15 protein-coding genes and 1 pseudogene are annotated in these 21,441 nt (G+C 72.2%); 7 read left to right on the top strand and 9 right to left on the bottom strand.

Features of this window, described 5'->3' with window-relative positions:
- Positions 1-541: 541 nt before the first annotated feature.
- A complete protein-coding gene (locus OHA30_RS18630) occupies positions 542-982 on the bottom strand; it encodes a hypothetical protein (RefSeq protein WP_328914988.1) in 441 nt (146 codons plus the stop codon).
- A 387-nt stretch (positions 983-1,369) separates the two neighbouring features.
- On the opposite strand from OHA30_RS18630, the gene OHA30_RS18625 reads away from it, so the two are divergent.
- Positions 1,370-3,958, top strand: coding sequence for an ATP-binding protein (locus OHA30_RS18625; protein ID WP_328914987.1), 2,589 nt, complete (start codon positions 1,370-1,372; stop codon positions 3,956-3,958).
- A gap of 159 nt (positions 3,959-4,117) precedes the next feature.
- Positions 4,118-4,327: pseudogene (locus OHA30_RS18620) on the top strand (VapC toxin family PIN domain ribonuclease); the annotation flags it as partial.
- 217 nt (positions 4,328-4,544) lie between these two features.
- On the opposite strand, the gene OHA30_RS18615 reads toward OHA30_RS18620, so the two are convergent.
- Entirely contained in the window at positions 4,545-7,490 is a 2,946-nt protein-coding gene (locus OHA30_RS18615; RefSeq protein WP_328914986.1) for an ATP-binding protein, read from the bottom strand.
- A 333-nt stretch (positions 7,491-7,823) separates the two neighbouring features.
- Between OHA30_RS18615 and OHA30_RS18610 the strand changes: the two genes are divergently transcribed.
- Positions 7,824-8,987 carry an isoafricanol synthase gene (locus tag OHA30_RS18610; RefSeq protein WP_328914985.1) on the top strand — a complete coding sequence of 388 codons (1,164 nt, stop codon included), beginning with the start codon at positions 7,824-7,826 and terminating at the stop codon, positions 8,985-8,987.
- Between the two features lie 57 nt (positions 8,988-9,044).
- Here OHA30_RS18610 and OHA30_RS18605 read toward each other — a convergent pair whose 3' ends face one another.
- A complete protein-coding gene (locus OHA30_RS18605) occupies positions 9,045-10,379 on the bottom strand; it encodes a transcriptional regulator (protein WP_328914984.1) in 1,335 nt (444 codons plus the stop codon).
- Positions 10,380-10,554: 175 nt separating this feature from the next.
- On the opposite strand from OHA30_RS18605, the gene OHA30_RS18600 reads away from it, so the two are divergent.
- Complete coding sequence (locus OHA30_RS18600; protein WP_328914983.1) at positions 10,555-11,307, top strand: DUF4232 domain-containing protein; 753 nt, start codon at positions 10,555-10,557, stop codon at positions 11,305-11,307.
- 117 nt (positions 11,308-11,424) lie between these two features.
- Here OHA30_RS18600 and OHA30_RS34035 read toward each other — a convergent pair whose 3' ends face one another.
- The 6 genes from OHA30_RS34035 to OHA30_RS18565 all read right to left on the bottom strand — a co-directional run bounded on the left by OHA30_RS34035 (position 11,425) and on the right by OHA30_RS18565 (position 17,774).
- Positions 11,425-13,011 (bottom strand): carbohydrate binding domain-containing protein, encoded by a 1,587-nt coding sequence (locus OHA30_RS34035; protein ID WP_405785552.1) that lies wholly within the window; start codon positions 13,009-13,011, stop codon positions 11,425-11,427.
- A gap of 550 nt (positions 13,012-13,561) precedes the next feature.
- Complete coding sequence (locus OHA30_RS18585) at positions 13,562-14,101, bottom strand: hypothetical protein (RefSeq protein WP_328914982.1); 540 nt, start codon at positions 14,099-14,101, stop codon at positions 13,562-13,564.
- Positions 14,085-14,576: an RNA polymerase sigma factor gene (locus tag OHA30_RS18580; RefSeq protein WP_328914981.1), complete on the bottom strand. Its 492-nt coding sequence runs from the start codon at positions 14,574-14,576 to the stop codon at positions 14,085-14,087. The genes OHA30_RS18585 and OHA30_RS18580 overlap by 17 nt, the downstream gene beginning before the upstream one ends.
- 157 nt (positions 14,577-14,733) lie before the next feature.
- Entirely contained in the window at positions 14,734-15,363 is a 630-nt protein-coding gene (locus OHA30_RS18575) for a class F sortase (RefSeq protein WP_328914980.1), read from the bottom strand.
- Positions 15,360-15,755, bottom strand: a complete 396-nt coding sequence (locus OHA30_RS18570) for a sortase-dependent protein (RefSeq protein WP_328914979.1) — start codon at positions 15,753-15,755, stop codon at positions 15,360-15,362. The genes OHA30_RS18575 and OHA30_RS18570 overlap by 4 nt, the downstream gene beginning before the upstream one ends.
- A gap of 186 nt (positions 15,756-15,941) precedes the next feature.
- A complete protein-coding gene (locus OHA30_RS18565; protein ID WP_328914978.1) occupies positions 15,942-17,774 on the bottom strand; it encodes an ABC transporter ATP-binding protein in 1,833 nt (610 codons plus the stop codon).
- 697 nt (positions 17,775-18,471) lie between these two features.
- On the opposite strand from OHA30_RS18565, the gene OHA30_RS18560 reads away from it, so the two are divergent.
- From OHA30_RS18560 to OHA30_RS18550, 3 genes are all read left to right on the top strand, one after another.
- Positions 18,472-19,359 (top strand): ABC transporter permease, encoded by an 888-nt coding sequence (locus OHA30_RS18560; RefSeq protein WP_405785553.1) that lies wholly within the window; start codon positions 18,472-18,474, stop codon positions 19,357-19,359.
- Positions 19,360-19,532: 173 nt separating this feature from the next.
- Positions 19,533-20,609 (top strand): taurine ABC transporter substrate-binding protein, encoded by a 1,077-nt coding sequence (locus tag OHA30_RS18555; RefSeq protein WP_328914976.1) that lies wholly within the window; start codon positions 19,533-19,535, stop codon positions 20,607-20,609.
- Entirely contained in the window at positions 20,596-21,426 is an 831-nt protein-coding gene (locus OHA30_RS18550; protein ID WP_328914975.1) for an ABC transporter ATP-binding protein, read from the top strand. Before OHA30_RS18555 ends, OHA30_RS18550 begins: the two co-directional genes overlap by 14 nt.
- Positions 21,427-21,441 lie beyond the last annotated feature (15 nt).

Genomic DNA, 21,441 nt, shown 5'->3' with positions numbered 1-21,441 from the left:
CATCCCTCCGTCACCGCCGAAACCTGAGACTAACATCAAAGTTAGTAACATTAATGTTAGTAACGTGGGTGTCACTCGAATAGGGCACGCATCATGGCTGACGCCCGGTGCTTCACGGGCGACCCGGCCCAGGTCCGCACGAGGTCCGCGGGACGACTACGACGGGCACGCGACGACTTGCTCACCGTCGTCCCCGTCGCCCGACCCACCGTCCTTCACGACCGGCAGGGTGCGCCCGCCGCACCACGTACGCATCAGATCTGACGGTCAAACAGTCGTACGGGGCAGGATCGGAGAGACCTTCGCATACCGATGCCGCATTCGTCTTGAATTCCGGCTACCCGGACGGGCTCGTCCGCTCCTGGCGCCGCACCGTACGCCTGGTTCGTGCCACCCTGCCCGTGGAGGGCGACGCGCGTCCTGGGCGACGCGCTCACCGGGCTGAGGGGCGCGGGCGCGCCGCCGTCAGCGTGTCGCAGAGCCGGCCCGTTCCCCCGGGGGGAACGGGCCGGCAGGGGCGGGCGCGCCGCCGGGCGCCGCGTCAGCTGTAGGCCAGCGAACTCAGGGAGCAGTAGCGGACGAACGGGCCGGGGTACACGTACTCGTCCAGGCAGTAGCCGTCGGCGCTGATGGTCGAGGTGCCCGGGGTGATGGTGTAGCGGTAGCCCTCCCACGTCGGGGTCTTCGGGTCGTTCTCGCAGAAGCCGGTATTGACCGCGAGGGCCGTGGCGCTCTGCGGGATCTGGACGGTGAAGTACTTGACGCCGCCGGACGCGTAGCTCGAACCGTCGGGGTAGTACCAGCCGGAGCCGTTGTCGACGGTCAGCCCGTACGGCAGGCCGTAGGAGCAACTGAGGGCGAGCTGGAAGGTGCGCGTCGCCTCGGCCGAGGCGGACTGCGGCGCCGCGGCCGCGATCAGCAGCGCGGCGGCGATCGCCGAGCCGAGCGCCACGAGTCTCTTACCGGTGCTTCGTGTGGTCATGGTTGCGTCCCTGTCCTTTCAGGCGCCGTGGCGCCCTGGGTATGTGGGGGGTGCGGACAAGCGGGAGGCTGCTCCGGGTACCTGCCGCCGCCGTGGTCGCCCTTGTCGCGGACCCACGCGGCGGGCGGCGGGCCACCCGTGGACGTGCCGGCCCATCCTGACCGCGCGGCGGGGCGGCGGCAGCGGATTCCGTACGCGGCCGAAAACCGCCGAAGACCACCGAGGACCACCGAGGACCACCGCAGACCGCCGAAGACCGGCCTGCACCGGGGGAGGCAGGCGAAGACCCGCGTACGGCTTCCGGCGCCGCCGCCGCGGCGGTAGGCTGCCGTCCGCTCTCGGCGTTCGGATTCATTGCCCTGCGAATTGCGGACGAGAGGATCTGGTGTGAGGCAGCCCCTGCCGGATCCGACCGGTCCCGTGACCGAGGCCGCGGCGGCCGTACGGACGCTGGACGGACTCGCCCTGCTGCTCCGGGACCTGCGGCGCAGGCACGCGCGCCGCCGCCAGGACAGCACGCTGACCTACCGCGAACTGGCCGCACGCACCGGGTGGTCGCAGACGGCGATCGCCGAGTATTTCACCGCCCGTACGCTGCCGCCGACCGACCGCCTCGACGGGCTGCTCGAACTGCTGGGCGCCACACCGGCCGAGCAGCGCGCGCTGGCCACCGCCCGGGACCGGGTCGAGGAGGCCGCCCGCCGTGCCAGGCGCGGCGGCGGCGCCCGTACCGCGCCCCCGGGCGAAGCCCCGTCCGCGCTCGGCGGGCCGGACCGGGCACCGCACCAACTGCCCGCCCCGCCGGACATGTTCACCGGACGCGTGCGCGAACTGTCCCTCCTCGACACCGCCGCCGGCGGCGACCGTCACCCGGGCGACGGCGCGGGCGGCGTCTGCGCGATCGGTGGCATGGGCGGCATCGGCAAGACCTGGCTCGCGCTGCACTGGGCGCACAGCCGGCGGGACCGCTTCCCGGACGGCGAACTCCACGTCGACCTACGCGGGTTCGACCCCACCGGCCGGCCCTTGGACCCGGAACTCGCGGTGCGCGGCTTCCTGGAGGCCCTGGGCGTGGCACCGGACGCCGTCCCGACCGGGCCGGAAGCACAGACCGCGCTGTACCGCAGCCTCACGGCGGACCGGCGGATGCTCGTCCTGCTGGACAACGCCCTCGACACCGCGCAGGCCGCCCCGCTGCTGCCCGGCGGCAGCGCCTGCACGGTGCTGATCACCAGCCGCCGCCGGCTGACCGGTCTGATCGCCGCGCACGGCGCACGGGCGGTGGCCCTCGGCGTACTGCCGGAGGACGAGGCGCGCGAGGTGCTCGTACGCCGCCTGGGCCGCTCCCGGCTGAACGCGGAACCCCGCGCGGCGGCCGAGCTGATCGCCCGCTGCGCCGGCCTGCCCCTCGCGCTCGGCATCGCCGCCGCCTGTGCCGCCACCCACCCGGGCCTCTCGCTCGCGGCCCTGGCCGGTGAACTGCGCGACGACGCGGACCGGCTGGACGCCCTGGACGGCGGTGAACCCGGGGCCGACCTGCGGGCCGTGCTGTCATGGTCCGGCCGGGCCCTCTCACCCGCCGATCGCCGCAGGTTCGGGCTGCTGAGCATCGCCCCGGGCCCTGACATCACCCCCGCCGCGGCCGCGCACCTGCTCGACCTCCCGCCCGCGGCGGCCCGCCGCCTGCTGCGCGCACTCGACCACGCCCACCTGGTCCAGCGCCACGCCCCCGAGCGCTACCGCATGCACGACCTGCTCCGACTGCACGCCACCGAGCAGGCCCACGAGCACGGCACCACGGCCGAGTTACGCGCGGCGGTACGCCGCCTGGTCGACTTCCACACCGCCACCGCCTGCGCCGCCGCCCGACTCCTCGCACCCCACCACCCCCCGCTCCCCACGACCACGCCCACCGCGCCCCCACCGCTCGCACCCGCCGCCGACTTCCCGCGTGCCCCGTCCACGTCCGGCGCCCTCGTCCCGCGAGGACCTGCCCCCGGCGCTCCCGCGGCCGGCGGCTCCGTACCCCGCGACACCGCCCCGCCTCGGGTGCCGGAGCCGCCGGGGGATCAGGTCGCGGCGATGGGCTGGTTCGACGTGGAGCACGCGAATCTGCTGGCCGCCCAGCAGGCGGCCCACCGTCACGGGTGGGACGCCCAGGTGTGCCGGCTGGCGTGGGCGCTGGACCCCTTCCACCGGCGGCGCGGGCACTTCGCCGAGCAGGCGGCGGCGTGGCAGCTCGCCGTGGAAAGCGCCGCACGCCTGCGCGACGCGGCCGCCCAGGCCCACGCGCACCAGATGCTCGGGGACGCCTGTGCTCTGCTCGGGCGGACCGCCGACGCCCTCCGCCACCTGTCCCGGGCGCTGGAGCTGGCCGAGAGCACCAGCGAGGCCGCTGTCCGGGCCGAGATCCACCACAGTCTGGGCGGGGCCTGGGAGCGGCACGGCGACGACCGCCGTGCGCTGGAGCACGCGCTGCGGGCGCTGGCGATCTTCCGGACGCTGGACGACACCTACCGCCAGGCACGGGCCCTCAACGGCGTCGGATGGCTGCGGACCCGGCTCGGCGACCACGCCGGGGCCCGTGCCGACTGTCTGGCCGCCCTCGCGCTGCTGCGCCGGCACCCCGCCGACCGCCGCCAGCTCGGCGAGTCCAGCACGCTGGACAGCCTCGGCTGTGTCGCGCACCGGCTCCGGGAGTACGACGCGGCGGTCGCGTACTTCCGCCAGGCCCTGGCCATCTGCCGTGCCCAGGGCCACAGCCACCTCGAAGCCGACGTGCTGCGCCACACCGCCGCGGCCCTGCTCGCCCGGCACAGCACCGAGGAGGCCCGGGAGACCCTGCTACGGGCCCGCGCGTTGCTCACCGCCCAGCACCGCCTTGCGGACGCCGCCGACGTCGGGCGGGAACTGGCGGGCCTCGCCCCGCCTCCGTCACCCCCGTCCCTCACCGGCAAGGAGGCGGCCCCCGGATGAACGTCCCGGACACCGCGCTGCCGGATGCCGCGCCGAGCGGTGCTGCCGGTGCCGCGCCGCACTCGGCGCGGAAGCCGTGATGGAGGCGCGCGACCTCCTGTCCGCGCCCCTCCTCGAACTGATTCGGTGCGGGCCGCGCGACAAGCAGGGGGCGGATTTCAAGCCGCCCGCGTCTACGGCAGAGTCTGCGCAGCCGTGATCAGCACCGGCCGCACGCCACGGCGCCGGGGCGCCGGCCTCGTGATCGTCGCCATCGGCATCGCCGAAGAACTGCCCCTCTTCACCACCGACCCCGACGACTGCAAGGGCCTCGACGGCCTTCTCACGGTCGTCCACGTCAGCCGGCCCAGCGTCCTCCATGACCGGTAACGCGTGACGGGGTGCCGGGACGGAAGATCGTGCGGGGGCTGGGGGGCGTGGCAGACGGGCAATGGTCGCTGACGAAGGCGCCGGGGTACTGACGTACCTCGCTGTGATCTGACTCGGGCCACGGCTCGTCCCCGGCGGTCGATGCCGCCGGCGGCCTTTGTGGAGGGGCAGCGAGGCCGCCCACGATCCGGCGGGGTGCGCCGGGGAGAGCGCGGGCCTACGGCACCCGGACGTCGGTTCCGGCGATCAGCCGGGGCAGTCCCGCGTGATCGCAGCCGACCTTGAGATAGATGTCGGACAGCAGCCGCGTCACCACCGTGTCCGAGGTGCCGAGTTCCTCGGCCATCTGCGCGACCGACCGGCCGCCGACGGCCCATTCGGCCACCGTACGCTCCTGGACGGTGAGCGAGTCCGCCTCCGCGGTGCGGGGATGGAGCGGCCACAGCCCGGTGGCGTCCAGTTCCTCTCGGGCCCGCGCCGCGAGCCCGTCGGCCCCGCACTGCACGGCCCTTTCCAGTCCCCGGTGCAGCTGCTCCGCGGCAGGCTGCGGAAGTCCGGTATGACGCAGTGCGACGCCATGGTCGACCAGCGCCCGCGCCAGGTCGTACCCGGACGGTGAGCGTTCGAGGTGCCCGACGGCCTCGGCGAGCAGACCGGCGCGCCGGGTCACGGGGGTCACCGCGGCCAGGGCGTGCAGCGCCTGGCCGATCGCGGACTGCGTACCGAACCTGCGGGCCCTGAGGACACCTTCCTCGGCGGCCGCCGCGGCCCGCTCCGGGTCGGTGACCTCTTTGGCCAGGGCCAGCCGGAGCGGCCAGGGGCACCAGGCGGGGTTGCGCATGCCACGGGCGTCGAGGCGTTCGCCGACCCGGACGAGCTGCTGTTCGGCCTCGCGGTGACGGCCGAGGGCGAGCAGCAGCTCGCTGTGGACGGTCTGCGCGTCCGGGTAGACCACGGCGCTGGGCGTGATGTCGCCGTACCGATAGGACGTGGCGAGTTCCTGCGCCTCCTCGGCGCGGCCCCGGGCGAGCAGGATCTCGATGAGGATGCCGAGCGCGAAATACTGCGCGGGCACCTGGCGCCCGACCCGGTCGGCGATCCGCAGACCGTCGCGGACCATGGCCTCGGCGGAGTTCAGGCGCCCGCGGCGGAAGCGGATGTAGCCCAGCAGCGTGTAGCCGAAGGACAGATGCGCGCCGCGCCAGCCCTTGTCCTGGCATTCCGCGATGCCCTGGTGGAAGAGCTGCTCGGCCCGTCCCGGCTGGTCGCAGTACATGAAGGTGAGGGCCACCAGGATCGGCACCTCGAAGCCCCAGAGCTCGTCGGTCCACGGCAGGCCGTCGCCGAGGGCCTGCTCCGCCCAGTGCAGCGCCGTGGCCGCGGGCTCGCCGCGTACCATCGCGTCCCAGGCCCGCAGCCCCATGATGTAGCGCTCGGCGGTGCCCTGACCGGCCAGCTCGGCGGTGCCCTGACCGGCCAAGTGGTCCGCGAGCCGGGCGAGTTTGCGCGAGCGGGCGGTCGAGTCCCGCTCGTCCGCCCGGAAGGCGTTCCACATGAACTGCTCGGCCTGAAGGTGCAGCCGGGTCTTGACGTCGGCGGCCGAGCGGGCGGCTTCCGCGACCGTCTGGGCCGCCTCCGCCATCCGGTCGGAGTGACCGAGCGCCTGCGCCAGCCGGTAGACGATCGCCTCGCGCAGGTCGGGGGTGAGGACGGGTTCGTCCAGCGCGGCCCGCAGGTAGTTGACGGTGATCGCGGGCTCCGTCAGCAGAGCGGAGCAGCCCAGCTCGAACAGCACCTGGGCGCGGTCCTCCATGGCCGGTGGTTCACGCAGCGCCCGTGCCAGGCAGCGCCGGGCGGCGTCGGGAGCACCCGCCCGCTGGTACTCGCGGGCGGCCGCGCACAGTTGCTGCACCAGCCATGGGTCACCCTCGGGGTGGGTCTCCAGCAGGTGACGGGCGGCCGCGGTGGGGCCGAGACCCGCCTGGGAGACGACCTCGGCGGCCTGGCCGTGCATGGCGACCCGAAAGGCCACCGGAATCGCCCGGTAGACGGCGGTGGAGACCAGCGGGTGGAAGAACTCAAGGCGGCCGTCGGCCTCTTCGTGCCCGTCGCGGGGCGGCTCGGCGAGGATACGGGCCTCGCGCAGCCGGGTGACCGCGTCGGCGGATTCGGCCTCGCCCAGTCCGCCGACGCTCGCCGCCCTGCTGCGGGACGCCTCGGCGCCCAGCACCGCGACACTCCAGGCGAAGCGGACCGCGGAGGTGCCCAGCCGTTCCAGCCGCTCGACCAGACCGCCGCCCTTCACCGCGGAGGCCAGCTCCCGCAGTTCGGGCAGGTGGGCGACCTGGGGCTTGAGTCCGCGGTCGGCGACCCTGGCGGCGAGTTCGACGGCTTCGAAGGGATTGCCTCCGGTGACCGCCCAGGTCTCCCGGCAGAACGCCTCGTCGGCGTCCTCGCCCAAGGTGTCCCGGACGATACGGCTGACGGCGCCCGGCGTGAGCGGCGCGAGGTCCAGGGGACGCGACCCGTGCCGGACCGCCAGCCTGCCGAACGCCATGGCGTCGCGCGGCAGTTCGTCGGGGCGGTAGGCGACGACGAGCAGCATCGGCAGTTCGGTGACCCGCGGCGCGAAGCCGGTGAGCCAGGCGAGGGACTCGGCGTCGGCCCAGTGGGCGTCGTCCAGCATCACCACCAGAGGGGCGCGCTGTACGGCGAACCGGGTGACGATCCAGTCCAGGCCGTCCCGCACTCCCTGCGGGTCGGGGGAACCGTTCGAAGCCGCCACCAGGCCCACGGCGGGTGCGACGATGTCGTACCAGTTCCCCAGCGCCTCGCGGTGCTCCTCCTCGGTGCCGGTGGCGAGCAGCGGCTGCACGAGGTGGCGCACCACCTGGAAAGCGACACCCTGCTCCTGCTCCCCGGCCCGCGCGGACAGCACTGTGCAGCCGCGGGCCATGGCCCTTCTGCGCACCTCGTTGAGAAGGGTGGTCTTGCCGAGACCGGCCGACCCGGCGAAGACGAGCAGTCCGCCGGTGCCGATCACGGCCGGCCCCTGGGACGGCCCGCTCAGATCGGCCAACAGGGATTCCACCGCGGCGGTTTCCCGCTCGCGCTCCAGCAGCAGCCCCGTCCGCCAAGGCGGTTGGTCTCCGGTGAAAGACATGTACTTCCCTCGAAAGCGTGGTGTCCCCGCTCGCCTGCACTCTGGATACGCACAGCGTACGCACGCGAGCACGAGGTGAGGTCCGCTTCGGAGCTTTCTCTCCCGGCCCGCGCCGACTCGGCCCGCGGCGGGGACGGAGCCGCTATGCTCCCGGCGGCCGGAACCCCCAGGGGGCGCACAATCCGTCGCGTGCGCCGGTCGCGCATCTGGCGCCGCCCATCGGCCGGGGTCTCCCGGCGGAAGCTGCCCCTACGCTTTCTGAACGGCACCCGGAACACCTCGGGCCCGCACCGCCACAGGCGGCCGGGCGCTTCGCGGCATCCTGGAGGGCGAATGTCAGACGAGACCGCTTCCGGCCCCGGCCTTCCCCTCGACCCCACCCGGCGCGCCGCGGCTGTCAGGATCCCCTTCCCCCCACGGCTGAACCTGCACGCGGAGCGTGCCAGGCGGCACACTCTGCAGTGGGTGCAGGGCATGGGCCTGCTCACCGGGGACATCGCCGCGGCTGAATACGACGCTCTGCGGCTGGAGCGGCTGATGGCGTACTTCTACCCCGACGCCACCGCCTCCGGCTTGGAGCTGGCCGCCGACTTCAACGCCTGGTTCTTCATCTTCGACGACCAGTTCGACGGGGGTCTCGGCACCCGGCCGGAGGAGATCCGGCGCGTGGTGGACTCGCTCGTCGGCACCATGACGGTGGAGGGGACCCCGGCGCCGGACGCCGGGGACACGTTAGGTGCACGCGGCCCCAGGGACGCGTGGGGTGCACCCGGCCCCGGGGACGTCCCGCTGCCGGGTGGCGAGGAGGAGACCCCGCTCGTCCGCGCCTTCCGGGACATCTGGCTCCGGTCCACGACCGCCATGCCGAACAACTGGCGGCTGCGGTTCCGTGAGCACTGGCGGGCGTATCTGGCCGCGCACGAGGGAGAGGCACACCAGCGCAACGCCGACCGGCTGCCCTCGTTCGAGGAGTTCCTCGACATACGGCGGGATTCCATAGGGGTGCGGCCGTGCCTGGACTTCACCGAGCGGTGCGGCGGCTACACCCTGCCGGACGAGGTGTACGGCTCGCCGGCCCTGCGGGAGATGCGGGAGATCACCGGCGATGTGGTGATCTTCGTCAACGACATCGTCTCCCTGGTCAAGGAGTTGGCGGCCGGCGACGTCAACAACAGCGTGGTCGTGCACCGCGCGCACAAGGGCTGCACGATCGAGGAGTCGGTCGAGCACATCAGCGCGCTCGCCAACACCCGTACGACCCGCTTCACCCGGCTCGCCGCCGCCCTGCCCGGCCTGCTCGCCCGGCGCGGCGTTCCCCGGGAGACCCGTGAGCACGTCAGCCACTACGTGGACGGTATGCGTCACCTGATGGCGGGCAACCTGGCCTGGTCCCTGGCCACTTCCCGCTACGACGAGACCGGCGTGGCAGCGGTGAGCGGCGGACGCCACCGCCCCTGGAGCCGCCTCACCCACGGCATCATCTCCGCACCCCGGTGAGGTCCGGGCTCCACCGTCGGTCCGCCGTCAAGGACGCGGGCCGATGTCCGGGGGGTGTCAGCCGCCCATGCGGGTGATCCAGTCGCTGCCGCCCAGCGGGTAGTCGTAGCCGGGGCGGCCGACGTCGGCGCTGGTGCGGAACGGGGTTCCGTTGTCGTCGATACGGACGGTGCCGCGGCGGCTGCCGCTCGACCAGTCCAGGGTGAGGTTCCAGCGGACGTCGTGCGCCTTGGTGCGGGCGGTGACGTAGAAGACCTCCGGGTCGGACTCGCTCACCTTGTACGGGAAGTCGCGCTGGCCGTTCCTGACGGTGACCGTGGGGCTGCCCTTGTCCAGGTCGACGGCGAAGGTCTTGGTCCCGACGCCGCCACCGCAGCCGACGCCCATCGCGTAGTCGTTCCAGGCGAGCGGCGCGGCCTTGGTGTCGACGTTCACATGCAACGCCTCCAGGACGACGGTGTCCGCGCCCGTGCCCTGGACGGTGAGGGCGACCCGCTGTTCGCCCGAGGAGACCGCACCGTACACGGCGGCCCAGCGCGGCGCGTCCTGCTCGTTCGCCGGCGGGCCGACCCGCTCGGGTGCGCTGTCGACGAGGAAGTGCTGGCTGCACGGGTCGTCGTAGACATAGGGGCGGACGCCGACGGCGAAGGGGACGGCGCTGCCACCGGTGGGCCCGGCTGCCGCGCCCGGCCGGACGCTGCCCTGCGAGGCGTCGGCCGTACCCCTGCTCGCGGCGGTGCCGACCGCCTGCGGGTCCTTCGCGTCGTCGTTCCCGTCTCCGCCCCACGGCGGATGCGCGACAAGCGCCGCGACCACCAGTACGGCGGCCACCGCGGCGGAGGCGACCAGCGCGGTACGACGCCGTCGTGGCGGGGCGAGCCCTCGCGCCACGCGGACGACGACCGGCTCGTCCGCCGCACCGTCCTCGCCCCGTCCGGGCGATGCCGCGGTACGCACCGCCTCCGCCGCCGATCCGGTGTCCACCGTCTGCGGCGCGCCGGCCGCCCGGGCGGACTCGGTCGAACCGGCGTCCTGAGGCGAGTCCTTCGTCGCGGCCGGTTCCGCGGTGGCGTCGTCGCCCGGGGCGGCCTCCCCGGCCCCCGTCGCCGCGGCGGAGTCACCCCTGAGTCCGCGTGCCGCGTCCGCCAGGATCCAGCGCCGGTGCAGTTCCACGAGTTCCTGCGGCGTCGCCCGGCACACCCGCGCGAGGCGCTCCACCGGCGCGTAGTCGCTCGGGATCGCGATGCCGTTGCAGTAGCGGTGCAGCGTCGACGCGCTCGTGTGCAACCGCTTGGCCAGTACGCCGTAGCTCAGTCCCGAGCGGTCCTTGAGTTCCCGCAGCAGCGTCGCGAACTCCTCGGTCGGCCCAGCCCCTGACACCCGTTTCCCCATCCCGCAGCGTCCCGTTCCGGCATCCCAGGGGTACTGAATTCCCCCTGGTCAGACCAGGTTTCGGCGTTTCAGCGTCCCAACTGTCCGCAGTATGTGGCGGCTGGGACGGATCGCCCCGCAAGCTCCGATCATCCAAGCACCACACCCACCCGAACAACGAATGAGGCACGGCTGCATGTCCAGTATTCGAAACTCCGGTACTCGTCTCGTCGCCGCCGCCGCGACCGTCGTTCTCGCCGCCCTCTCCCTGACCGCGTGCGACGACGGAGCGGACGTCCACGACAAGGGCGCCGGGACGGACGCCTCCACGACCGCGTCGCCTTCCACCGGCGTCCCGACGACCGCGTCACCTTCCACCGACGCCCCCACGGAAGGCACTTCGGCCACCGACCCGTCCCCGTCGCCCTCCGCGGTGAAGTCCGCGGCGAAGCCCGCGGCGTCCAACAGCTCGAAGCCGACAGCGGGCACCGTCGCCACCAAGGCTCCGATTCCCCGCAGTAAGTCGGTCACCTGCGAGGGCTCCAACACCAGGACCGTCGCGGCCCCGCTCCAGCGCCCCCTGAACCACATGCTGCTCACGGTCACCAACACCGGGAACAGTACCTGCTACCTCTACTACTACCCGGCGCTGCGCTTCAACGACGCCCAGGCCGTGCCGCCGGTCCTCGACGACTCCCAGCCGCAGGCCGTTGTCACCCTCGACCCGGGCGAGTCCGGCTACGCCTCCGTCAGCCTGTCCGCCGGCGACGGCAGCGGCTCGAACGGCCGCACGGTGAAGTCCCTGACCGTCTACTTCTCCGGTCGGTCCGACAACGGGAACGTCGGCGCCGCCGCCCACCCGCCGCTGCCCGCGAAGGGCGTCTACATCGACGACTCGCTCACGACCACGTACTGGCAGCAGTCGATGGACGACGCCCTGGGCTGGTGACGCCCGGGAACAGGCCCGAGCAGCGGTGTCCCGCGGGCCGCCGTCACCGGCGCGGTCCTTCACGCACGCAACGCCCCGGCCTGTCACGTGGCACGTGACGGGCCGGGGCGCGAGGTGTCAACGGCCCTGGAGGGGCTTGACGTTGTCGCCGAAGGTCCAGCTCTTGGAGCCGTCCCAGTTGATCGACCACGTCATGAGGCCCTTGAGCGCGCCGCCGAAGGCGTTCCACGACTGGCTCACCAGACTGGGCGCCATGTAGCCGCCGCCCGCGCCGGACTGGGCCGGCAGACCGGGCACCTGCTTGTCGTAGGGCACCTTGATCGTGGTGCCCTGGATGACCAGGCCGTTGTTCAGGCACGTGGTCTGCGCGGTGAAGCCCTGGACGGTGCCGGCCGAGTACGAGTCGCCGGAGCAGCCGTACATGCTGCCGTTGTAGTACTGCATGTTCAGCCACCACAGGCGGCCGTTGTCCGCGTACTTCTTCACGATCGGCAGGTACGCGCCCCAGATCGACCCGTAGGTGACGCTTCCGCCGGTGACGTACGCGGTCTCGGGCGCCATGGTCAGGCCGAAGCCCGCGGGCATCTGCGCGAGCACGCCGTCGATGATGCGCTCCAGGTTGGCCTGGGAGGCGGACAGCGTGTTGATGTTGCCGCTGCCGGACAGGCCGGTCTCGATGTCGATGTCGATCCCGTCGAAGTTGTACTTCTTGAGGATCGGGACGACGGTCGCCACGAAGCGGTCGGCGACGGTGCTGGAGCTGAGGTCGATGCCCGCGGTGGCGCCGCCGATGGACATCAGGATCGTCGCCCCGGCCGCCTTGGCCTGGCACATCTCGGCGGGAGTGGCGACCTTGACGCCCGAGTCCATCCCGTCCTGCCACTGCACGGTGCCGTCGGAAAGGATCACCGGGAAGGCGGCGTTGATCACGTTGTAACCGTGCTGGGCGATCCGGCTGTCGGTGATCGGGGTCCAGCCCAGCCCCGGGTGGACGCCGTTCGAGGCACCGTCCCAGTTCTCCCAGTACCCCTGGAGGACCTTGCCCGCGGGCTTCGGCTTCGTGGCGCAGGTGTCACCAGGCGAGGTGGTGGGCGGGGTCGTCGGCGGCGTAGTGGGAGGAGTGGTGGGCGGGGTGGTGGGCGGAGTGGTGGGCGGGGTCGTCGGCGGCTTGGTCGGCGGCGTCGTGGGCGGGGTGGTCGGCGGAGTGGTCGGCGGAGTCGTGCTGGTGCCGCCGGGGCCGGTGAGCGACACGTCGTCCGCGTAGTACGTCGGCTGCGCGTACCAGCCGTGCAGGTAGACGGTCACCGAGGTGGTGTTCGCGCCGGTGGTGAAGTTGAGGCTGAGCTGGGTGTACGACGAGGCGCTCGGCGTCCAGGTGGACGGATCACTGGCGGCGCCGGTGCCGGTGGCGCCCAGGTAGACGTAGCTGCCCTGGACGTAGGCGCTCAGCGTGTACTGGGAGTTGGGCTGCACGCTGACGGTCTGGGTGCACTGGGCGTTGTCAAGGCCGGATGGTGTGGCCTTGAGCGCGGAAGTGCCGGAGTGCACCGGGCTGCTGACGGCTACGCCGGAGCCGCCGGAACAGGCCCAGTTGGAGAGTCCGCTCTCGAAACCGGGGTTGGCCACCAGGTTGGTGGTGGCGGCCCCGGCCGCGCCGGAGCCGGCCAGGGTGACGCCCGCGCCGATGACGGCGGCGGCGCTCACCCCGGCGAGGGCGCGCCTCAGGACGGGTGATCCGTGCCTGGCACGGCTTGTGTGATGCACGTGCGATGTACGTTCCACGGCCGCCTCCTGCGGGCGCGGGGCCGGGAGTGGCGCGCTCCCGTACGGGTCGCTCCCGTACGAGTCGTCGCCGCGGCTGACGGAATCTGGACGAGGGCGGAAAACGCCTGCCAGACGTGGGGTACGCGACCTCCGACGGAACATGTGGTGCTCCCTTCTCGCCACGTGCCATGGGCATGAGCAAGTGTGGGGGGGCATGACGCCCGGCTCTGGGTGAAGTGGAGACATGTCACTGTGACCGACCGGATCGTAGGAGCGGCGGCAAGGCTCGTCAATAGGTCTGGACCAAACAGGTCTAAACCAAAGGTGGGTGAACCCTGCTCGACCAGCGCACATCCGAGTCGACGACCGGGCGGAACGGGCGCGGGCACCGCTTGGTGGTCCGTAACGGCCGCCGTCGGCCGCTTACGTGGTCACCGCGGCCGGGCCGGCCGACGCCACCGCGCCCCCGGGCGAACGCGTCGATCGCGGTCTACGGCCGGGTGCCCGTCGCGGCAGTGGGGTAGGGACCGTTCCGCACCGCGCTCCGAATCGCCGACGGCTCGACGGACCACATGGCCGTTCTCGTGGGCACGGGCGTGGTGGGGGGTGCGGTCCTGTGCTGCTCGGTGGAGGGGTGGCCCTCGGGTTCGGGCACGGCCAACTGGGTGGGCGTGGCCGAAGGGTTGCTCCCCACCGTAGGGGTGCTCGTGGCCGAAGGGGTACTCGTGGCCGACGGACTGTCCGTGGCCGAAGGGCTGCCCGACGGCGGGGCGAGCGGGAGCGTCGGGAGAGTCGGGGACGCCGGTTCCAGGGGCGCCGCCATGCGGAACGGCAGCGCGACAAGGACGGCGACGGCGCACGACAGGCCGACACCGACCGCCGTACGCAGCAGCCAGCGGCGGGTGGCGCCGCGGCGGATCGCCTCGTACCGACCGGGAGGCGGGCCCAGGTAGTCGACGGTGGGCCGCAGTATGACGGTGAGGGGGTCGTCGGGGTCGAAGTCCGGACCGTCGTCAGAGTGTGTGATCAAAGCTCCTCCTCAGATGGGCTCGGAGCAGTTCCCGGGCCGTGTGGAGGTCGGACATGATCGTCCCCTCCTTGCGCCCGGTCAGCAAGGACACCTTCCGGATCGGCATATCAGCGTAGTAGTGCAACAGGATCGGGACACGCAGCCGTTCCGGCAGCGACTGCACGAGCAGGCGTACCGACGGGTCGGCCTGTTCGGTCTGCGGGCGGACGGCGGCTTCGACGGTGGCCCGGCGCAGCGCACTGCGTTCGCGCTCCAGCTTGCGCCAGTGGTCCCGGACGAGGTTGGCCGCGGTGACGTAGAGAAAACCTTGCGGTTCCGCCACCGCTGTCCAGCGGGCCCAGAGCCGGGTGAACGCCTCCGAGGCGATCTCGTGGGCCGTCTCGTCGTCGTCGACCAGACGGCGGCACCAGCCGGCGAGGCGCGGGTAGACGGCGGCGAACAGTTCGGACGCTGCCCTCTCGCGGGACCCTTTCAATGCTCTCCATGGTCGTGATGCACTCGTGGGGTAAGGATCCCGGGCCGTCGGGACGGACCGTCGGCGCGGTCCGTCGATACGGTCCGTCAGCACACGGCCGTCGGTGCGCGGTCCGTCGACACGCGGTCCTTCGGCCCGGGATCCGGGCGGTGGCGGGTCAGGGGCTCGTCGAGCTCAGTTCGGCGAAGACGATCACGTTGTCGCGGTAGCCGTCACCGCTACGGGGGCCGCCACAGGTGATGAGCCGCAGTTCCGGGCGGTCCACGTCCCCGTAGACCGCGTCCGTCGGAAAGTCCGCCTTGGCGACCGTCCGCAGGGAGTCGACGGTGAACACCGCCGCCGTGCCGTTCTCCAGGCGCGCCACGATCCGGTCGCCCCGGTGCAGCCGCGAGAGGTGACGGAAGACCCCGTCCCCGTAGGCGCCGACCGTGACATGGGCGAGGATCACCGACGGGCCGACCTGACCCGGCGTCGGCGAGTACCGGTACCAGCCCGCCTGGTCGTGCGCCGTGATCGGCGGGACCTGCACGCTGCCGTCCGGGGCCAACCCCAGCCGCATGACCGGGGTGTCGACCCCGATGGCCGGGATCTCCAGCCTGACCGGGACCGAACGCCCGATCGCGCGCACCGCCTCCGCGGCGGGCCGCGAGGACGCCGTGCCGCTCCGGGGAGAAGCGGTCGTGGCCCGGTCGGCCTGGTCGGGCCGGCCGGCCTGGTGGCTGCCGCAGCCCACGAGCAACGCGGCCAGCGCCGCGGCGGCGAACGCGCGCCTGGAGAGCGAGGTCATGCCCCGGTCGCCTGCCGGCGACGGACGACGAAGAACGCCGCGCCGCCGACGACGAGCACCGCGGCGGCGCCGCCGCCGATCAGCCCGCCGTTGGCTCCGGAGCGCTGCGCCACCGGCTGCACACCGGTGTCGGGCGCTCCCTTCGGTACGACGGCGACCGCACCCGGCATGGCCTGCTGGGCGGGCCTGACCGCGGCCGAGGTCGGGGTCGGGGTCGGGGTCGGGGTCGGGGTCGGGGTCGCTATACGGGTGGGGGCGGCGCTGGGAGCGGCGGCCGCCTGGCTCGCGGTCGGGGTCGGGGTCGGGCTCGCCCCGTCGGCGAACGCGGGAACCGTGCTCGCCAGTACGGCGGTGCACGCGAGTGCCATGGCACTGAAGAGGGTTCGGCGCATGAATCGCTCTCTTTCTTCGGCCAGCCCGCGCTCTCACTCGGCGGGCTGAGTTACGGATCGAGAGCAGAGACGACGCAGCGGCGGACCAGATTGCAAAGAGATGGCAAAGTCGTCGTTTTGAGTACGCGGGCGCCTCGGCGCGTCGTCGCGGGCGTCTGTGTCACGACGGGGGCTGCCGCCCGGGGTTCATGTGCCCTTGACGGGCCTGGCGGCACCCTCCGTGTCGTCGAGGAAGCCGCCCGACTGGTGTTGCCACAGTTTCGCGTAGGCGCCGTCCGACGCGAGCAGTTCCTGGTGTGTGCCCTGCTCGACGATCCGTCCGCGGTCGAGGACGACGAGCCGGTCCATGGTGGCGACCGTACTCAGCCGGTGGGCGACCACCAGCGCGGTCCGCCCCTCCATGAGCCGCCACAACGCCTCCTGGACAAGGATCTCGCTCTCGGAGTCCAGGGCGCTGGTCGCCTCGTCCAGCATCAGTATCGGCGCGTCGCGCAGGACGGCCCGGGCGAGGGCGACCCGCTGGCGCTGACCGCCGGACAGTTTGACACCGCGTTCGCCCACCATGGTGTCGAAGCCCTCCGGCAGCGCGTCGGCGAACTCCGTCACGTGGGCGACCTCGGCCGCGCGGCGGATCTCGGCGGCGGTGGCGCCCGGCCGGGCGAACGCGATGTTGTCCCGAAGCGTGCGGTGGAACATCGCCGGGTCCTGCGGCACATAGGCGATCAGGCTGCGCAGATCGGCCTGGCGCAGCCTGCTGATGTCCTGGCCGCCGATCAGTATCCGGCCGGCGTCCACGTCCGTCATCCGCAGCAGAAGCCGGGTGAGCGTGGTCTTGCCGCCGCCGGACCGGCCGACGAAACCGATCTTCGCCCCACTGGGCACGGCCAGTTCAAGGCCCTCGAAGAGCGGCTTCCCGCCGTCGTGGGCGAAGGTGACCCGCTCGAACCGGACGTCGGAGCCCCGGCGCACCAGCGGCTCCGGCAGCGCCGGGTCGAGCACGGTCGGCGCGGTCAGCAGCAGTTCGCTGAACTGCGCCGCCTCCGTCATCGAACTCTCCAGCCTGCGGTAGATCTGGTTGAACTCGAACATGACCCGCGTCGCGTTGGTGTAGTACGTGAAGGCGACCACGACCTCCTCCACGCCGTGCCCGCTCCCGCCGAGCACGACAGCGAGCAGCAGGCCCAGCGCGTTGGTCAGCACGGACAGCGGTGCGACCAGGGTGTCGATCCGCAGGTTGCCGTAGTCCCACGACCGCAGCGTGAGCCGTCGCAACTCCGCGACGCGGGAGCGGTGCTCGGCGGCCTCGCCCTCCTCGGCGGCGAACGCCCGTACCGTGTCGATGTTCACCAGGCTGTCGGCGACATGGCCCGACACCCGTGCGATCGCCTCCTCCCGCCGGCCGACGAGCGCCTGACGGCGACGGATGAGCGGCGTCACGCACAGCGCCGTCAGCGCGATCATCGCCAGGAGCACCACAACGAGCATCGGTTCGTAGTGCCACAGCACCACGGACCCGAACGCCAGCGGCACGAAGCTGCCCACGACCGAGAACGTCAGCGTGTCGATGAACTCCTCGAAGCGGGAGGCGAAGCTCAGGACCCGCTTGGTCAGCGACCCGGCGAAGTTGTCGTGGAAGAAGGCGGCGTCCTTGGCGAACAGCGCGTCCATGCCGATCACGTACAGGTGCTCGATGCCGCGGGTCTCAAGACGGTTCAGACAGTGCAGCCCGACGCGCCACAGCGTCTCCGCGAGCAGCAGAACGCCGGCGAATCCGAGGACGTACGGCAGTGCCGCGCTGATGCCGAGGCCGGCACCACCGGTGTCACCGGCGATACGGCTGACGAGTTTCGCCACGACCAGCGGCGCGATGTAGTTGATGCCGATGTTGCCCAGCGCCGGCAGCAGCATCGCCGGCGCGGTCAGCCACCGCAGCCGGGTCAACTCCCGTCCGTAGTAACGCAGTGCGAGGAACACCGAGCCCCTGCCCGGCGAACTCCCGCGCGATTCAGGCGATCCCATTCCATCCCGTCCCTGCGTGGTCTCCGGCAGCCGGACCCGTGCTTCTCCGCGGAGCGGCCGTTGCCTCACCGGCGCGCGGAGTCTCGCTTCAAGTGCCCGTGCGCAGGTCCTCATTCCCGCGGGTGGGCAGGACGACGGAGCCCCCGCCCAGCGGATGGCGACGCACCCGCTGCACGGAAGGACCAGGAACCGCAGTGTCCCGTGACGCCGCCCGCGGAGTCCAAGCGTTTTCGCCGTGTGCGGGCGCTTTCGGACATCGAGGAGTGCGGTCGGTACGGGGAGCGCTTTCCTCGCTTCCGGCGCTGCCGGGAACAGGCGGACACCCCTGGCCACGGACCGCGTTGAGCCGCCGTCCGTTCTTCCGGGAAGTGGACGGGCTATTGGTGCGGAGCCGGGTCTGCGGTAGAAATAGGGCCCATGATTCACGACCGCTTGGTGCGACGCCTGGTCATCGACCTGTGCCGACGCCCTGTTTCGTGTTGTCGCTGATCACGCGTCTCTGACGCCGCCCGCCGTTCGGTCGTAGCACCCGGCGAGGGCCGTCTTCCGCACCCTGCTCATGGGTTCACCACGTCGTGAGGTCCGCTCCGGCGCGGGGTCCACCTCTGCCTTTCTCCCCTCAGCTCCCGCCCGGAGACGGTCACCGCTGTCGTTCGACGTCAGTGGCCCGCCCCGGTGCCGCCATGGAGGCAGCCCGTTGTCCACCACATCACACCTGCCGGAAGCTGATCCCCCCTCGACAGCCGGCCCCGCGACAGCCGCGGGACCGCCGGTTCGCCGCCCCCGCCCGACGGGCACGGGGGCGCGGGCCCGCCGGCTCGGGTTGCCGCTCGCCTCGCTCCTGCTGTTTCTCGTTCTGTGGCAACTGCTGGCGGCGAGCGGGCAGTGGAGCGAGACCCTGGTTCCGTCTCCGGCCAAGGTGTGGGACGCGTTCATCGACGTGTCCACGACGCACGACGGCGTACGGGGCTACAACGGCCAGTACCTCGTCGAGCACCTGGCCATCAGCCTGCGGCGCATCGCGATCGGAGGAGGCGTCGGCATCGTCGTCGGGGTCCTCTTCGGCCTGCTCATGGGCACCGTCGGCTGGGTGCGCTCCCTGTTCGAACCCTGGATCACCTTCCTGCGGACGCTGCCGCCGCTGGCGTACTTCTCCCTGCTGATCATCTGGTTGGGCATCAACGAGGAGCCGAAGGTCACGCTGCTGGCCATCGCCGCCTTCCCGCCCGTGGCGGTGTCCACCACCGCGGCGGTCTCGGCCGCGCCGCGGGTGCTCATCGAGGCGGCCCGTGCCCTCGGCGGCTCACGACTGGACGTCATGAGGGACGTCATCGTCCCGTCGGCGCTGCCGGAAATACTCACCGGCGTCCGGCTGGCCGTGGGCGTGACCTACTCCTCCCTCGTCGCCGCCGAACTCGTCAACGGACTGCCCGGCATCGGCGGCATGGTCAAGGACGCCGCCAACTACAACAACACCCCGGTGGTGCTCGTCGGCATCATCACCATCGGAATCTCCGGTCTTGTCATCGACGGTCTGCTGCTGCGGCTGGAACGCGCCGTCGTCCCCTGGCGCGGCCACTCCTAGGCCGCCGGCCGCCGCTCCCAGGCCGCAGCTCCGTGCCCATCGGGCCGTGGCCCGTACGCCGTTGGCCCATCAGCCCGCGGCCCGTCCGCCCCCGGCCCTTCGCCCCGCAGCCCGTACTCCCCTGGTTTCCCAGGTCCGGCCCCCGTCCCCTCCTCGCACAGAAACGGCTCCCCATGTCCCCCTGGAATCCCCGCGCTGCCGTCGGCTCCGCCGTACAAGGACCGCCGCGCCGCCTGCTCCTCGCCGGCGCGCTGGCCGCGGCCGCCGCCGCTCTCACCGGCTGCTCCTCCGACAGTGACGGCTCGTCCGGCGGCTCCAAGCGGCTGCGCATCGGCTACTTCGCCTTTCCCAGTGGCGACTTGCTCGTGAAGCACCACAAGCTGCTGGAGAAGGCCCTGCCGGACTACAGGATCAGCTGGATCAAGTTCGACTCCGGCGCCACCGTCAACCAGGCGTTCCTGGGCAAGTCCCTCGACATCGGCGCCCTCGGCTCCAGCCCGTTCGCCCGAGGGGTGTCCGGAAGCTCACCGATCCCGTACAAGGCCGCGTTCATCCTCGATGTCGCGGGCGAGAACGAGGCGCTGGTGGCCCGCAAGGACACGGGCATCTCCGACGTCGCCGGTCTGAAGGGCAAGACCGTCGCCACCCCGTTCGCCTCCACCTCGCACTACAGCCTCCTGGCGGCGCTGGAGGCGGCCGGTGTCAAGCCGTCCGACGTCAAGCTCGTCGACCTTCAGCCGCAGGCGATCCTCGCCGCGTGGCAGCGCAAGGACATCGACGCCGCCTACGTCTGGCTGCCGACCCTGGACGAACTGCGGAAGTCCGGCACCCAGCTCGTCAGCAGCAAGGAGATCGGCGCCGCCGGCAAACCGACCCTGGACCTGGCCGTGGTGTCCGACGCGCTGATCGCCAAGGACCCGCACGCGATCGACGTGTGGCGCAAGGCGCAGGCGCAGGCCCTGGGCCTGCTCAAGTCCGACCCGGAGGGCTCGGTCAAGGCCGTCGCGGCCGAGCTGAACATCAGCGCCGACGACGCCAGGAAGCAGCTCGCGCAGGGGGTGTTCCTCACCCCTGACGAGCTGACCTCCGCCGATTGGCTGGGCACGGACGGCCATCCGGGCAAGCTCGTGACCCACCTCACCGGCACCGGCCGGTTCCTGGCCGACCAGAAGCAGATAGCCGCGGCGCCGTCCGAGGACGTCATCCGCAAGGCTCTGTATCTCAAGGGGCTGCCGGATGTCCTCAAGTGAGACCAGTGAGATCACCGATCACACGGCCCCCGCACCGGCCGGCACCACGCGCGCCGGAACCATCCGGCTCGACCAGGTCACCCATCAGTACGCCCAGGGAAGCGAGACGGTCACGGCGGTGGGCCCGGTCGATCTGGACGTGCCCGCCGGCGAGTTCCTGGTGCTCGTGGGCGCCTCCGGCTGCGGCAAGAGCACACTGCTGCGGCTGATCGCCGGATTCGAGCAGCCCACCCACGGCTCGGTCCAGGTGTCCGGCACCGCTCCGCTGCCCGGCAGGGCGGCCGGCATGGTGTTCCAGCAACCGCGGCTGTTCCCCTGGCGAACGGTGAAGGGCAATATCGACCTGGCCCTGCGCTACGCGGGAGTCGACCGGGACGAGTGGCCGCGGCGACGTGCGGATCTGCTGGCGCGCGTCGGGCTGGAAGGCACCGAGAAGCGACGTGTCTGGGAGATCTCCGGCGGCCAGCAGCAGCGCGTCGCCATCGCCCGCGCCCTGGCCGCCGATCACCCGCTCCTCCTGCTGGACGAGCCGTTCGCGGCGCTGGACGCGCTGACCCGTGAACGGCTCCAGGAGGACGTACGTCAAGTGACCGCCCAGGCCGGGCGGACCACCGTGTTCGTCACCCACTCGGCGGACGAGGCGGTGTTTCTCGGATCCCGCATCGTGGTGCTGACCAAGGGCCCCGGAACCGTGGCCCTCGACCTGCCGATCGCCCTGCCGCGCGGTGACATCGACGCCGAAGGGCTCCGCGACTCCGACGACTTCGCCGACCTGCGCGCGCGGGTGGCACACACCGTCAAGGCAGCGGCGGCCTGACGCCCGCCGAATCCC

The sequence above is a fragment of the Streptomyces sp. NBC_00223 genome (assembly GCF_036199905.1).
In the GTDB taxonomy this organism is placed as follows: domain Bacteria; phylum Actinomycetota; class Actinomycetes; order Streptomycetales; family Streptomycetaceae; genus Actinacidiphila.
Note: the sequence above shows the minus strand (reverse complement) of the source record. Positions and strands in the feature narration are given on the sequence as shown.

Bases quoted from the DNA above. Each gene is read 5' to 3' on its own strand.
- OHA30_RS18630 (WP_328914988.1), bottom strand. From the start codon at position 982: ATGACCACACGAAGCACCGGTAAGAGACTCGTGGCGCTCGGCTCGGCG.
- OHA30_RS18615 (WP_328914986.1), bottom strand. From the start codon at position 7,490: ATGTCTTTCACCGGAGACCAACCGCCTTGGCGGACGGGGCTGCTGCTG.
- OHA30_RS18610 (WP_328914985.1), top strand. From the start codon at position 7,824: ATGTCAGACGAGACCGCTTCCGGCCCCGGCCTTCCCCTCGACCCCACC.
- OHA30_RS18605 (WP_328914984.1), bottom strand. From the start codon at position 10,379: ATGGGGAAACGGGTGTCAGGGGCTGGGCCGACCGAGGAGTTCGCGACG.
- OHA30_RS18600 (WP_328914983.1), top strand. From the start codon at position 10,555: ATGTCCAGTATTCGAAACTCCGGTACTCGTCTCGTCGCCGCCGCCGCG.
- OHA30_RS18575 (WP_328914980.1), bottom strand. From the start codon at position 15,363: ATGACCTCGCTCTCCAGGCGCGCGTTCGCCGCCGCGGCGCTGGCCGCG.
- OHA30_RS18570 (WP_328914979.1), bottom strand. From the start codon at position 15,755: ATGCGCCGAACCCTCTTCAGTGCCATGGCACTCGCGTGCACCGCCGTA.
- OHA30_RS18565 (WP_328914978.1), bottom strand. From the start codon at position 17,774: ATGGGATCGCCTGAATCGCGCGGGAGTTCGCCGGGCAGGGGCTCGGTG.
- OHA30_RS18555 (WP_328914976.1), top strand. From the start codon at position 19,533: ATGTCCCCCTGGAATCCCCGCGCTGCCGTCGGCTCCGCCGTACAAGGA.
- OHA30_RS18550 (WP_328914975.1), top strand. From the start codon at position 20,596: ATGTCCTCAAGTGAGACCAGTGAGATCACCGATCACACGGCCCCCGCA.